General features: G+C 54.3%; 11 protein-coding genes and 1 pseudogene. 8 read left to right on the forward strand and 4 right to left on the reverse strand.

Features of this window, described 5'->3' with window-relative positions; genetic code table 11:
• Position 1: 1 nt before the first annotated feature.
• From LMS44_RS10385 to LMS44_RS10395, 3 genes are all read right to left on the reverse strand, one after another.
• The gene (locus LMS44_RS10385; RefSeq protein WP_022523584.1) at positions 2 to 1,507 is read right to left on the reverse strand and encodes a tripartite tricarboxylate transporter permease; all 1,506 of its coding nucleotides are present in this window, start codon (positions 1,505 to 1,507) and stop codon (positions 2 to 4) included.
• Between the two features lie 101 nt (positions 1,508 to 1,608).
• Complete coding sequence (locus LMS44_RS10390) at positions 1,609 to 2,103, reverse strand: tripartite tricarboxylate transporter TctB family protein (RefSeq protein ID WP_022523583.1); 495 nt, start codon at positions 2,101 to 2,103, stop codon at positions 1,609 to 1,611.
• 48 nt (positions 2,104 to 2,151) lie between these two features.
• A complete protein-coding gene (locus LMS44_RS10395) occupies positions 2,152 to 3,123 on the reverse strand; it encodes a tripartite tricarboxylate transporter substrate binding protein (RefSeq protein ID WP_022523582.1) in 972 nt (323 codons plus the stop codon).
• Between the two features lie 208 nt (positions 3,124 to 3,331).
• On the opposite strand from LMS44_RS10395, the gene LMS44_RS10400 reads away from it, so the two are divergent.
• Together LMS44_RS10400 and LMS44_RS10405 are read left to right on the forward strand one after the other, a co-directional pair.
• Positions 3,332 to 5,119, forward strand: coding sequence for an IlvD/Edd family dehydratase (locus tag LMS44_RS10400; RefSeq protein WP_138800346.1), 1,788 nt, complete (start codon positions 3,332 to 3,334; stop codon positions 5,117 to 5,119).
• A 59-nt stretch (positions 5,120 to 5,178) separates the two neighbouring features.
• A complete protein-coding gene (locus tag LMS44_RS10405; protein ID WP_022523580.1) occupies positions 5,179 to 5,880 on the forward strand; it encodes a GntR family transcriptional regulator in 702 nt (233 codons plus the stop codon).
• Between the two features lie 73 nt (positions 5,881 to 5,953).
• Here LMS44_RS10405 and LMS44_RS10410 read toward each other — a convergent pair.
• Positions 5,954 to 6,058: pseudogene (locus tag LMS44_RS10410) on the reverse strand (IS30 family transposase); the annotation flags it as partial.
• A 32-nt stretch (positions 6,059 to 6,090) separates the two neighbouring features.
• Here LMS44_RS10410 and LMS44_RS10415 point away from each other — a divergent pair.
• From LMS44_RS10415 to LMS44_RS10440, 6 genes are all read left to right on the forward strand, one after another.
• Positions 6,091 to 6,549, forward strand: coding sequence for a hypothetical protein (locus tag LMS44_RS10415; protein WP_051430439.1), 459 nt, complete (start codon positions 6,091 to 6,093; stop codon positions 6,547 to 6,549).
• Positions 6,550 to 7,202: 653 nt separating this feature from the next.
• Positions 7,203 to 8,720 (forward strand): class I adenylate-forming enzyme family protein, encoded by a 1,518-nt coding sequence (locus tag LMS44_RS10420; protein WP_223828143.1) that lies wholly within the window; start codon positions 7,203 to 7,205, stop codon positions 8,718 to 8,720.
• A gap of 12 nt (positions 8,721 to 8,732) precedes the next feature.
• Positions 8,733 to 9,899 carry an acetyl-CoA acetyltransferase gene (locus LMS44_RS10425; protein ID WP_022523575.1) on the forward strand — a complete coding sequence of 389 codons (1,167 nt, stop codon included), beginning with the start codon at positions 8,733 to 8,735 and terminating at the stop codon, positions 9,897 to 9,899.
• Positions 9,900 to 9,914: 15 nt separating this feature from the next.
• Positions 9,915 to 10,754 carry a 3-hydroxybutyrate dehydrogenase gene (locus LMS44_RS10430; RefSeq protein WP_022523574.1) on the forward strand — a complete coding sequence of 280 codons (840 nt, stop codon included), beginning with the start codon at positions 9,915 to 9,917 and terminating at the stop codon, positions 10,752 to 10,754.
• A gap of 51 nt (positions 10,755 to 10,805) precedes the next feature.
• Entirely contained in the window at positions 10,806 to 11,372 is a 567-nt protein-coding gene (locus tag LMS44_RS10435) for a LuxR C-terminal-related transcriptional regulator (RefSeq protein ID WP_022523573.1), read from the forward strand.
• Between the two features lie 224 nt (positions 11,373 to 11,596).
• On the forward strand, positions 11,597 to 12,694 hold the full coding sequence (locus LMS44_RS10440) for a C4-dicarboxylate TRAP transporter substrate-binding protein (RefSeq protein ID WP_498947247.1): 1,098 nt from the start codon (positions 11,597 to 11,599) through the stop codon (positions 12,692 to 12,694).
• The last annotated feature ends 76 nt before the right edge of the window (positions 12,695 to 12,770 follow it).

The raw sequence follows: 12,770 nt of genomic DNA on the forward strand, positions 1-12,770 counted from the left end.
GTCACTCAGGCTGAGTACGCTGGCGCAGTGCAACCCGCAGCCAGCGAAAGAGGGGGGTCGGTTGCAGGATCGAGAAAGCGGCGATGCATAACAGCACCACGGCAATGGGGCTGGTCAAAAAGATGCTCAGGTTGCCTTGCCCGATCAGCATTGACTGTTGGTAACTGGTCTCCATGACCGGCCCCAGAATCAGCCCGATCACCATTGGCGCTGGTGAGACACCGGCTTTGTTCATCCAGTAACCAAACAGCCCAAAGCCCAGCATCAGCCCAACTTCAAACAAGCTATTGTTGATAGCAAAGGCACCAATCACACACAGCGTGATGATGGAGCAGGCCACGAAGCTGTCAGGTACCCGCGTTACGCTTACACAGAGCCGAGTGAACAGTAGCCCCACCAGCAGTAGGCCTATGTTGGCGAAAATCACCGCCCAGATGAGGGTGTAAGTGACATCGCCATAGTCAGTCAGCAGGTTAGGGCCGGGCAGGATGCCCTGAACCATTAGCGCACCTAGCAGAATGGCAGTAGAGGAACTGCCAGGAATACCCAGAGCAATGGTGGGTATCAAGGCACCACCCACCACCGCATTGTTGGCCGCTTCAGGTGCAGCGACACCCGCAATGTCTCCCTTGCCAAAGCGACTCTTATCTTTGGCAAAGCGCTTGGCTTCGTTGTAAGCGAACCAACTGGCAGTATCGCCGCCGGTACCGGGAATTAGGCCAGTGATGATGCCGATGCCACTGGAACGGAAGATATTGGGTAACAAGCGGCGAATCTCAGCGAGAGGCGGAATCAACCTATCGGTGATTTTGCTTGCCACCTTCTGAGCACCATGGGCATTCTCGATCAATATCAGCGCTTGCGGGATCGAGAACAGACCGATCAGTGCGACGGTGAATTCGATACCCGAAAACAGGTTAATGACCCCGTAGGTCATTCGTGGCGTGCCGGTGATGAGATCCATACCTACTGTGCTCAACAGTAATCCCAGGGTGCCAGAAAGCAGGCCACTGACGACTGAGCCTTGTGATAAAGAGCCAATGATGGTGATACCCAATACAGCAATCGCGAACAGCTCGATAGGGCCGAACTTGAGTACCAGTACGCCAAGCAACGGCGCTGCAGTGAGTAGGGCGATGCCGCTCAGCAGCCCCCCGATAAAAGAAGCGAAGAGCGACACTCCTAATGCCCTTCCGGCCTGGCCTTGTTGCGATAGCGGAAATCCATCAAGTACTGTCGCCGCGGCCGAAGGGGTGCCTGGCGTCTTCAATAGAATGGCGGCGATAGAGCCACCGTAGGAGGCCCCCACATAGAGCGAAGCCAGCATGCTGAGACCCGAGGCCGGATTCATGCCAAAGGTTAGAGGTAACAGCAGCGCCAACGCCATGGTCGCCGAGAGTCCCGGCATGGCGCCTACAAACAGCCCCAGCAGGGTGCCGCCAAGTATTAGGGAGATATTGGTGAACGTGATGACGTTGGTCAGGCCCACCAAAACAAGATTATCCATATGACTAGACTCCAGAAGCCTGCGTCAGGCACCCCCTCCCAGCGCGCTGCAATGTCTTTCTAAGCCATGCGAGCCGGGAATAAGGGGTGCTCTAATTGTCGTTATGAGGAAAACAGAGGCGGCAGTAGCGGGACAGGCAGGCCTAGAAAGCCGATGAAAACCGCACACACCACCGCGACCAACACCACAATGCCTATGGCGGCGAAGCGCCATGAAACATGCCCGATCATCGCTAACGCCACTACCATGAAACCAACAGTGGCAATCAGGTATCCTGTTATCGAAATGGTGTAGAGGTAGAAGGCGGCCAATAAGAAAATCAGCATTGCCTTCCATGGCTTGCGGTGCCTAGCTTGGCCGCTGACGCTCTCCTCCTCTGGTGCGGCAGTATTGGAGGTTGCTGCTCCCTCGGCCGAGAGCTGACGCAGGATACTGAATACTTCCTGGCCCACCATCGCCGCTCCCAACAATGCGACGGCAACCGAATAGATAAGGGGCATGTTCGCCGCCTTAGCCGGATAGCCCATCGCAGTGATATAAAAGGTCGCTGCTATGCCAATGGCAAAAAATCCTAAGACTAGACGACTTATGTTCATTTCATACCCCTTTGTCGATTCGCCATTTCCCTCTGCCGGTTAAGCGACTTACTGGTTGACCTCATCTTTGACATCTGCCCAGATTTCCTCGAATTGGCCTTCCATGTCTTGCATCATCTGGCCGTAGTCGTCACCGGTCTGGATGTCGAGATTCATGGCACGTTCCTGAGCCGTCTGCTGGAATTCCTCGTTATCTTTTAGGGCTTCAAAGGCAGCAATAAGCTCATCGCGTGCTTCATCTGGAATGCCTGCTGGTGCGCTGTAACCGCGTGAAGAGCCGGCCACGACATCTATATCTTTCTCAATCATGGTGGGCACATCAGGCAGAATGTCCAGACGCTCTTTAGTGAAGACGGCGAGGGGGCGAAGGCTGCCCGACTGGATGTGGCCATAGACATTACCAAGGTTATTGAAACTGGCGTCGACCTTGCTTCCCAGGGCTGCTGTCGCAGAGGGGCCATCGCCCTGGAAAGGGACTTTTTGGAAGGAAAGCCCCGTTGCCTTCTCAATCATGATGGTTGAAAAGAAGTCATCACCGCCGACGCCTGAATTTGCCACTGTAATCTGACCGGGGCGTTCCTCGGCAGCAGCGAGAAAATCTTCCACTGTTTGATAGGGGCTGTCTTCCGGCACCACGATAACGCCTGGGTCGGTTACCACGTTGGCGATGGGCGTTAGCTCGTCGATTGAGTAATTAATAGCGTCATTCATGATGTAGTTCGTCATCAGCATCGGGGTATTGGTGATGCTGATGACGCTGCCATCATTTGCCGACTGTTGGGTTAGCCGCGTCCATGCAATCGCGCCTGTGGCGCCGGGAATGTATTCATTAATAAATTCCACGCCCAGGGATTCTCGCAAAAATGGTTGGGTCAACTGGGCCAAGGTATCGCTGCCTCCACCTGCCTTAAATCCTTGAAGCACCTTAATCTCATCGGCTGCTGAATACTCCGCCTGAGCGGCGCCTGAAAGTATCAGGGCGGATAGTAGGGACGCTGTGTAAATGCTACGGATTTTCATTGTTATTACCTCAAGTGCTGTTTGTCGTTGTGATGCACATGGTTGAGCAAGGCGTGCTTGCACTATCCAACGTAGTTGCACATCAATAATATTGTCAATAATATTATTAATAATCTTGCCAGCTAGATTTATACCGCCTAGCCTGAGGATCGAGAGCCGTATTTACAGACACCTCCGAGAAGCCGCGAATAAAGTAGAGGAAACCGCAATGAGCCAGAACTTTAAAAACAATAGCAACGGCAATGAGCGTCATGAATCGACATCTGAAGCCCCCACCTTGGGCATGTCCAACCGACTAACCAACTATGGCGATGCAGACTTTTCGCTCTTTCTGCGCAAGGCCTTCATTAAGGGCATGGGTTATACGGATGATGCGCTCTCGCGTCCGGTCATTGGGATTGCCAATACCTACAGTGGCTACAATGCCTGTCATGGCAATGTGCCTGGATTGGTCGAGAGCGTTAAACGTGGCGTCATGCTCGCTGGCGGCTTACCAGTAGACTTTCCCACCATTACTCTTCATGAATCTTTCGCTAACCCCACCAGCATGTACCTGCGTAACCTTATGGCATTGGATACGGAGGAGATGATTCGTGCCCAGCCGATGGATGCCGTGGTGCTGATCGGCGGTTGCGATAAGACCGTACCCGCACAGTTGATGGCCGCCGCTAGCGCTGGTGTTCCAACAGTCCAAGTCGTCACCGGACCCATGCTTGCAGGCTCACACCGTGGTACTCGCGTCGGAGCCTGCACCGACTGTCGCCGTTACTGGGCCTCCTACCGTGGTAATGACATCGACGAAGCAGAAATTAACGAAGTCAACGACAAGCTGGTCCCTACCGTGGGTACTTGCTCGGTAATGGGCACCGCAAGCACCATGGCCTGCCTAGCCGAGACACTGGGAATAATGCTACCCAATAGCGCCACTGCGCCGGCTGTCTACGCTGATCGGCAACGCATTGCCGAACAGTCAGGTGCGCAGGCCGTTGCACTTGCACACGCAGGCGTTACGCCAGATCAAATTCTTACTCCTGAAGCTTTCGAAAATGCTTTGCGCGTACTGCTCTCCTTAGGCGGCTCCACTAATGCCTTGATTCATCTGACCGCTATCGCAGGGCGCTTGGGCATCGATATCGATCTTGAGGCATTTGACCGAATGAGCCAGGAAACCCCTGTACTGATGGATCTCAAACCATCAGGAGAAGGGTACATGGAAGATTTGCATCGGGCAGGCGGCCTGCCCACCTTGCTACGTGAGTTAAAACCGTTGTTACACTTGAGCGCCATGACCATCAATGGCCATACCTTGGGCGAGAACATCGATGCCGCCGTCCATCTCATCGATCAAAAGGTCGTGCGGTCAATGCAAAGCCCGGTCTACGCCCAGGGTGGTATAGCAGTCTTGCGTGGTAACTTGGCACCGTCTGGCGCCATTATTAAGCAGTCAGCTGCCTCGGCCGATCTTATGACTCACCGCGGTCGTGCTGTCGTGTTCACAGGTCTAGAAGACTTGGCTAACCGTATTGATGACCTGGGTCTGGATGTGCAAGCTGACGACGTGCTAGTACTACAGAACATAGGGCCCAAAGGAGCACCGGGTATGCCAGAAGCGGGTTACATTCCGATTCCCAAGAAACTCGCCGCTCAAGGCGTTAAAGATATGGTTCGCATATCTGACGGGCGCATGAGTGGCACCGCAGCAGGTACTATTGTGCTCCACGTCTCTCCAGAATCCGCTGAGGGTGGCCCGCTTGGGTTGGTACGCGATGGCGATTTCATATCGCTTGATGTTGCTAACAATCAGTTGAACCTAGAAGTGGATAACAAGGTGCTCGATGCTAGACGCCAACCCCTCAAGGGGGAGGAGGGCGGAGCGCCACTGCTGGGCTATCGGCGTCTGTTTATGGAGCAAATCCTTCAAGCCGAACAAGGGTGCGATTTCCGTGCCTGTCGGCCTGAACCTACGTGCCGGATACCAAGACAGAATGAAGCCTGAAAGCGAGTTTGATACACTTATTTTCCTTATGCACCGCAAAGAATGCTGAGAAAGCGATCATGAACCGAACTGCCCAGCCGCCCACTGTAAGTGGCGCCGAGACTCAACCCTCTACACCTGCAAACGGTGTCGATGACATCGTGGCCGCTGTAGAAGAGGACATTGTGCTCGGCCGACTGCACCCGCGTGAGCGGCTGGTCGAAGAGGCCATGATGGAGCGCTTCGACTGCAAGCGACACGTTGTTCGCCAGGCTCTCTTCCAACTCGATAACATCGGTTTAACTGAGCGCATCAAAAACAGAGGTGCTTTCGTCCGGAGTTATCCGCCGGAAGAGGTCGAGGACATCTACGCTATGCGCGAGATTCTCGAATTAGCTGCAGTGAGTAGACTGCCCCTGCCAGCTCCGCAGGAATGGCTTTCAGAGCTTGAAGATGTTCATCAGCAGCACAGCTCAGCCGTGAATGCTCACGACCTAAGGCAAGTATTCCATATGAACATCGCTTTTCACCGCACCTTATTCAGAGCCTGCGGGAATGAATATTTGTACGCTACTATTAATGAGTTCGCCCAGAAGGCTCATGGCATCCGCTTTATCGCGATTACGGATCGCGATGCTCTGGCTCAAGCCAGAAATGAACACCAATTGATGATTGACGCCATTCGCGACGAAGACCGCGAACGCTTGTCTGACCTGTGTCGCCAGCATCTACTACCTTCCAAAAACCGCTACTTGGCGCTTTATGCTGGCATTAAAGATTAAGTTTCACAGATTTTCCAAACCGTAGAAGCTTTTGTGTCACTTGAATAGGTTGTGAGTGGGTTCGGTTCTGAATTCAGCTAATAAGTGCAGCACCTGTGGTTTCTAGTGCTCCTGAGTATTCACCTAAGAACACCTGGGCTGGGGCTCGGTATCCCAGCCGCTTTCTTGGCTCATCGTTTGCGACTTAAAGAGTGTTACAGCGTAAGGGCCTTGGCAGCTGAAACAGGGATAAGCAAAAGCCAAATCAGCCTATCGCTGAAACGCTGCATCGAGGTTGGCCTCGTGCGAAAAGATCGCAAAACCGGCGTGCCGCGTGCGAATGTCAGAGCCCTATTTGATTTTATTGTGCATGGTCTGCGCTACGTATTCCCAGCTAGGCCTGGTGAAATTACGCGTGGAATTGCCACCACTTTTGCAGCACCGGTGTTAAAAGGCCAAATTTACAGTGCGGGTGAGTTGCTATTGGTTTGGCCTGACCCGCGAGGCAATAGTAAAGGTCCGGCGGTAGAGCCGTTGTTCAAAACGGCAACTTACGCTGTACGGCGTGATAAAGAACTTTATGCGATGTTAGCGTTGGTAGATGCCATACGTTTGGGCCATCCCCGTGAAAGCAAAGTGGCCGCTGAACAGCTCTCGCAACATCTGATGACTGGTGCAAGGAGCCAATAATGATCCTGTTTGAGGATCAGCGCGCGATGCTTCGCCAAGTCGCCCAGGCACTCGGGGCAGGGTGGGCTACGCGCACAAGAATGACTGCCACATCTTATTCGTTTTTATCCTGCTGGCAGCACCGGTTTCCATTGAAAGCTCACGGTTACTGACTCAGTCACGGCTAGAGTGCGGCCAGAGTCAGTCCAGCGGCTTTTTCCTAAGCCTAGAACAGCTGTATATAGATAAACCAGAACATCTCAAAGCCACACAAGCGGCCTGAAAACACCGCCAACATCAAAAAATACGCCCCCAAAGCCCGCGTCTGCTTTATCGACACCCTGACGCGCCAAGCGGTCCGTGTTGGCATGAGCCCTGATAGTAAAGGTGGCGCTGTTATTGCCCCCATGATGCTAAAAGGCGATGTGTTGGTGATTACCGCTCAGGACGGCTAAACATTTGACTTCCGGGTTTGGTTTAAGGTGGACGGCGCTTCAGCGCTTGAGATTGTAGTGAGTGGGTCGGCCTTCCCATCATGAGATCAGGGGTGATGCCAGCACCGACACTAGACTATTAGTCTAGCGGGCTTCGTATTACTACGTATATCACTAGGTAGCCACAACCCCTAGCCTAAAGGAGCAATAATAACTAAAGCAGGAGAATGCTCCTTGAATGTGGCCAATTACCTAGCCGTCAATGCCGTTAGGTTTCCTCATCGTATCGCGACTTACCAGGGGGATGTGCCGGCGCTCAGTTACGCTGAGCTGGCTTGCCAAGCCCGGCGCTGGGCAACGTTTTTTGCCCGGCAAGGCTTAGCGCCGGGGGAGCGAGTCGCCCTCTTTCTGCCCAACAGCCCTGTCTATATCGAACTGCTATGCGGCGCCTGGTACGCGGGCCTGGTGGTGGTGCCGGTCAATGCCAAGCTGAGCGTGGCGGAAGTCGGTTACATTGCGGATGATAGCGGCAGCTGCATCGTGTTCTGCGAACGTGATGATGTAGCCCAGGCCCTCACCGACACACTCGTTTTGCCCCCCATGCTGCCGGAAGGTCTTGTTCATGAAGAGAGCTTCGATCGACCGGTTTTCCGTGCCCCTGACGCACCGGCATGGATATTCTATACCAGCGGTACCACGGGCAAGCCGAAGGGCGCGACGCTGACCCATCTCAATCTGGCGGCCATGTCGGCGTGCTATGCGGCCAACATCGAACCGGTGACGGCGCAAAGCAGGCTGGTGCATTTTGCCCCCATGTCCCACGGTTCAGGGCTGTATATCGTGCCTTACCTGATGGCAGGCGGCGCCAATGTCATTCCCGGTTCCTTGAAGTTCTCGGGTGAGAGTTTCGTGTCTACCCTGGCGGGCCATGACCACGTTTCCATGTTCCTGGCCCCCACGATGATCCGTCGCGTGCTGGACTACCTGGCGGCGCACCAGCCTGAGTATAGTGCCGCACATATCGCTACCATCACCTATGGCGGCGGCCCCATGTACGCCAAGGATCTCGAGGAGGCGTTAAGGGTATTCGGGCACCGGCTGGTGCAGATCTATGGACAGGGGGAAAGCCCCATGACCATTACCTTCCTGGGCAAGGGGCAGCACCATCAACTGACGCCGCAGTGCTTGAGCGGGGATGCCGAGGGCTCGCCCTTGTTGCCAGTGGGCCAGTCGCATCCTCAGCTCGAAGTCACTATCCAGGATCAGGAGGGTAGCTGCCTGCCCTGCGGCCAAGAGGGGGAAGTCTGTGTGCGTGGCGATATGGTGATGGCGGGCTACTGGAATAACCCTGCCGCGACACAAGAAACGCTGCGTGATGGGTGGCTGCGGACAGGGGATATAGGCCATCTCGACCCGCAGGGTTTTCTCTACCTGACGGATCGCCTGAAGGACGTGATTATCAGCGGTGGCACGAACATCTATCCACGTGAAGTGGAAGAGGTGTTGTTGCAATTTCCCGGGGTCAAAGAAGTGTCCGTGGTGGGGCAGCGTGATGCCGAGTGGGGCGAGGTGGTGATGGCGTTCATCGCCTGCTCGGTCTCGCTCGATACCACGGCGCTCGATCAGTTCTGCCTTAACAGGATGGCGCGTTTCAAACGCCCCAAGTCGTACCATTTCCTCACTGACTTGCCCAAGAATGCCTACGGCAAGATCCTTAAAACCGAGCTGCGCAAGCGGCTCGATGGCGTCACCAGCTAGGGAGTTCGTTCCATGCGTACTTATATCATTGGCACCGGTGGGCACACACGCTTCGGTAAACTCGAGCAGTCGCTCGAACAGCTGATAGGCGAGGCCGCGGTCGAGGCATTGGCATCGGCACAGATGGAGGCAAAGGATATCGATGCTGTCTACATCGGGAATTTTAATAGCGGCATGTGTGATCAGGAGTTTCCGGCATCGCTGGTGCTGAACGCGCTGCCGGACATGCGTTTCAAGCCGACTACCCGGGTAGAGAATGCTTGCGCCAGTGGCTCGGCGGCGTTGCATCAGGCGATCAATCTGATCGAGGGGGGCCTGGCCCGCAATGTGCTGGTGATCGGTGCCGAAAAAATGACCGATGCCGATGCTTCCCGGATCGGTAAAGGGCTATTGGGGGCGAGTTACCAGCCGGAAACCCGGCATCAACGTTCGGGGTTTGCGGGGGTGTTTGCCGATGTGGCGGCCCGCTATTTCGAGGCCTACGGCGACCAGACGGAAGCACTGGCACGTATTGCCGCGAAAAACCATGCCAACGGGGTGCATAACCCTTATGCGCAGCTACAGAAAGACGTGGGCGTGGCGTTCTGTGAGGCTGTATCGGAAAAGAACCCGGTGGTGGCGGCACCGCTGAAGCGTACCGATTGTTCTCCCGTTTCCGATGGGGCGGCGGCGGTGGTGGTCTCGTCCAAGGATGTGGCGGATGCCGCCGCACAAAAGGTGCGTTTCCTTGCGCGCACCCAGGTCACGGATTTCATGCCCATGCAGCAGCGTAATCCGTTAGTCTTCGATGGTGTGACCAGAGCGTGGCAGAACGTGCTGCGCGAGGCCGACATGACGCTCGATTCGCTCTCGTTTGCGGAGGTGCATGATTGCTTCACCATCGCGGAGCTGATGATTTATGAAAGCATGGGCTTGACACCTTATGGCGAAGGCGCACGCGCCATCAAGGAAGGGTGGGTGATGAAAGATGGCCGATTGCCGGTCAACCCTTCCGGTGGCTTGAAGGCCAAAGGGCATCCGGTCGGTGCCACCGGGGTTTCCATGCATGTCATGGCGGCACGCCAATTGCTGGGTGAAGCGGGCGGGTGCCAGATTGCGGATGCGCATACGGGTGCTGTCTTCAATATGGGCGGTCTGGCGGTGGCCAATTACGCCAGCCTCTTGCAACGTGTCGATTAAGGCCGGGAGCGGACAATGACAATGTCGGCGATGACAAATACAGCAACAAGCTCAACGGTAACAACGCCTCACGCGTCTAGAACCCTGCTGGTCACCGGGGCATTGGGCGGTATCGGGCGTGCGATATGCCACCAATTCGCAGGCCAGGGGGACTCGGTGATCGTTCATGACATCCGCGCTGAAAGCGATACGGTTGTTACCCGGTTCGTCGAGGAACTGCGCCAAGCCGGTGCGCCTGTTGTCCATTACTTTCAAGCGGACTTGAAGCAAATTTCGGCCATTGACGCGCTATTTGCGGATCTCCGTGAAGAAGGGCTGCGGGTCGATATTCTGGTCAATAACGCCGGTATTCAGAAAACGGCTCCCATACAGGAGTTTGATGCGGCCACTTGGTTGGACATTCTAGCGATCAATCTAACGGCGGTTTACCGGTGCATTCAGCACGCGGTTGAGGACATGCGCCATTCAGGATGGGGGCGTATCATCAACCTTTCTTCGGTACATGGGTTGGTGGGTTCCGCCAATAAAGCTGCTTATGTGGCTGCCAAACATGGTGTGGTGGGGCTTACCAAGGTACTGGCACTGGAGACGGCGACCCAGAATATTACGGTCAATGCCATTTCTCCCGGCTGGACGGATACGCCTATTCTGTGGCCCCAGATCCAGCAGCGAATGGCCCTGTTGGGAAGCTCACGGGATGAGGCAGTACACAATCTGGTGACGGAGAAACAGCCTACAGGCCAGTTGGTTCCTCCCGAGCATGTGGCGGCGTTAGTCTATTACCTGGCGGGTGACCAGGCGGCGCATATGACCGGCACCACGCTGCCTATCGATGGGGGGTGGACCTGTCAATGAGCGTGGTATGCCAATAATGGCATGCCCAGATAACAGCGGCGGTGATCAGCGATGAATGCAACGGTGCTAGGCAGAGATCTTCTTCAGGTGGCGTTTGAACATGCGCCTTGTGCCATTGTCGTCACCAGGAACCGTCGTGTGCTGGAGTGCAACCATGCTTTTTGTGATCTCTTTGGTTATGAAAAACAGAAGTTGATCGGCCAGTTGATGTTGAAACTTTATCCTTCTTATGCGGATTTCAAGTCAATCGGTGATCTTCGTTATAAGGATCTTTTGCAGAACAAGAAGTGTATTGATGAACGTTTCATGCGTAATAGCCGCGGAGAAGTTTTCTGGACTAAAACGATAGGTAATACGTTAACCCCCGACGCTCCCTTTGAACTAGCTGTTTGGTCATTCATGAAAATCAATGTGGGCCGGGATAAATCTAATGACTTGACCATGCGCGAACTCGAAGTGTCCAGCTATATAGCGAATGGTCATACTTGCAAGGAAATCGGTAGGATGCTGCATATATCGCATCGGACGGTAGAAGCGCACCGAGCCAAGATAATGAAGAAGCTGGGGTGTCGCAATACCGCTGAATTAGTATCAAAAATCATACAGTTGGAAGATTGAGCATGGGGTGGCCTGGCGTGTTTCAACCCAGTTCAGAGGGGGCTGTAAAACTCCCTACTTGGATACGTAGTACTACGTATACCGTAGCGTACCTGGAGCGGCTAGGATGAGTTATATGATGCTTTGCCAATAATGAATCAATAACACTAAGTATCTATTCCTGCCGAGAAAAACTCGGGTTTTATAATAATGCTAATAAAGCAAAAAGATGTCAGGAGTTAATCATGAAAAGAAGAGACTTCTTGAAGATCAGTGCTGTTTCCATTGGTGGCACGCTGACGCTGACAACGATGCCTAGTACGTTGTTTGCTCAAACAAGCACGCGGCTTAAGTATGATTCTTATGTGACCGAACACGCTTCTCCTTCGGTGTTGGATCGGTGGTTCCTGGAGGAGCTGGAAAAGCGAACCAACGGTGCCGTTGAAATCGATTATTACTGGGCGCAATCGCTCAACAAGGCGGGTGCCCACCTTGATGCCATCAAGCATGGTATTTCGGAAATTTCGTTGATCTCCCCCGGTTATTACCAGAGCGACTTGCCGGTTACCCGTGGCCTCGAGTGGTACTACAAGATGGATCGTGCGGATGCCCTACTGAAGGTGTGCCGCGATGTGTACCAGCGCTATGAGCCGTTGCGGGAGGAGTGGGAAACACGCCATAAATCCAAGGTGCTGTATTGGACGAACTGGTATTACTGCCCGCTGATAACACGCGATCCCATCCACTCGATCGAAGACCTGAAGGGTAAGCGGATTCGAGGTTATGGGGTGGGCACGGATGTGGTGGAAAGCCTGGGAGGGCGTGCCATTCCCATGGCGGCACCGGAGGTCTATTCAGCCCTGGAGCGCGGCGTGCTGGATGGCGCCTACGGCTTTGATTTCATTACCGCAATCAGTTACGCCCTGCATGAAGCCGCGCCGTATATCACCGAAATCGGCGCCGGTCCTCACGGCCCTTCGGCCACGGTGATCGGTATCAATGTCTGGAATCAATTGCCTGATGACGTAAAGCAAGTCATGCAGGAATTGGCCGATGAAATTTACCAGGGCAAGTACCGGGAAATCTATTCGGGCATCGCGGAAGACCGTGTACGCAAGGCAATGGCTGAGGGCGCTCAATTCTCGAAGTGGGACGATGAGCAAATCGATAGGGCGCGTCACCTGGTACAACCCGAGCAGGTCAATAACTGGGTGAATAACGTGGCAAGTGGTGCCGGTATCGATGGCGAGGAAATGCAGGGAATCATCAATGAAGCCATTGAACGCCATGATGGTACCGGGGAGCTGAAGACACCCTACGAGATTTATCAGGATATATCCTGATTCCTGGCGCTACTTCACAAATAGCTGCATTCCACCAGGGCTGCTGAATAGCAGCCCACTGCTTTGTCATGCCGTT

The sequence above is a fragment of the Halomonas profundus genome (assembly GCF_020865425.1).
Classification (GTDB): Bacteria; Pseudomonadota; Gammaproteobacteria; order Pseudomonadales; family Halomonadaceae; genus Vreelandella; species Vreelandella titanicae.

What these genes read in the sequence shown, in the direction of transcription:
- LMS44_RS10425 (WP_022523575.1), top strand. Translation starts at nt 8,733, where the DNA reads ATGCGTACTTATATCATTGGCACCGGTGGGCACACACGCTTCGGTAAA.
- LMS44_RS10390 (WP_022523583.1), bottom strand. Translation starts at nt 2,103, where the DNA reads ATGAACATAAGTCGTCTAGTCTTAGGATTTTTTGCCATTGGCATAGCA.
- LMS44_RS10440 (WP_498947247.1), top strand. Translation starts at nt 11,597, where the DNA reads ATGAAAAGAAGAGACTTCTTGAAGATCAGTGCTGTTTCCATTGGTGGC.
- LMS44_RS10395 (WP_022523582.1), bottom strand. Translation starts at nt 3,123, where the DNA reads ATGAAAATCCGTAGCATTTACACAGCGTCCCTACTATCCGCCCTGATA.
- LMS44_RS10405 (WP_022523580.1), top strand. Translation starts at nt 5,179, where the DNA reads ATGAACCGAACTGCCCAGCCGCCCACTGTAAGTGGCGCCGAGACTCAA.
- LMS44_RS10385 (WP_022523584.1), bottom strand. Translation starts at nt 1,507, where the DNA reads ATGGATAATCTTGTTTTGGTGGGCCTGACCAACGTCATCACGTTCACC.
- LMS44_RS10400 (WP_138800346.1), top strand. Translation starts at nt 3,332, where the DNA reads ATGAGCCAGAACTTTAAAAACAATAGCAACGGCAATGAGCGTCATGAA.
- LMS44_RS10430 (WP_022523574.1), top strand. Translation starts at nt 9,915, where the DNA reads ATGACAATGTCGGCGATGACAAATACAGCAACAAGCTCAACGGTAACA.
- LMS44_RS10435 (WP_022523573.1), top strand. Translation starts at nt 10,806, where the DNA reads ATGAATGCAACGGTGCTAGGCAGAGATCTTCTTCAGGTGGCGTTTGAA.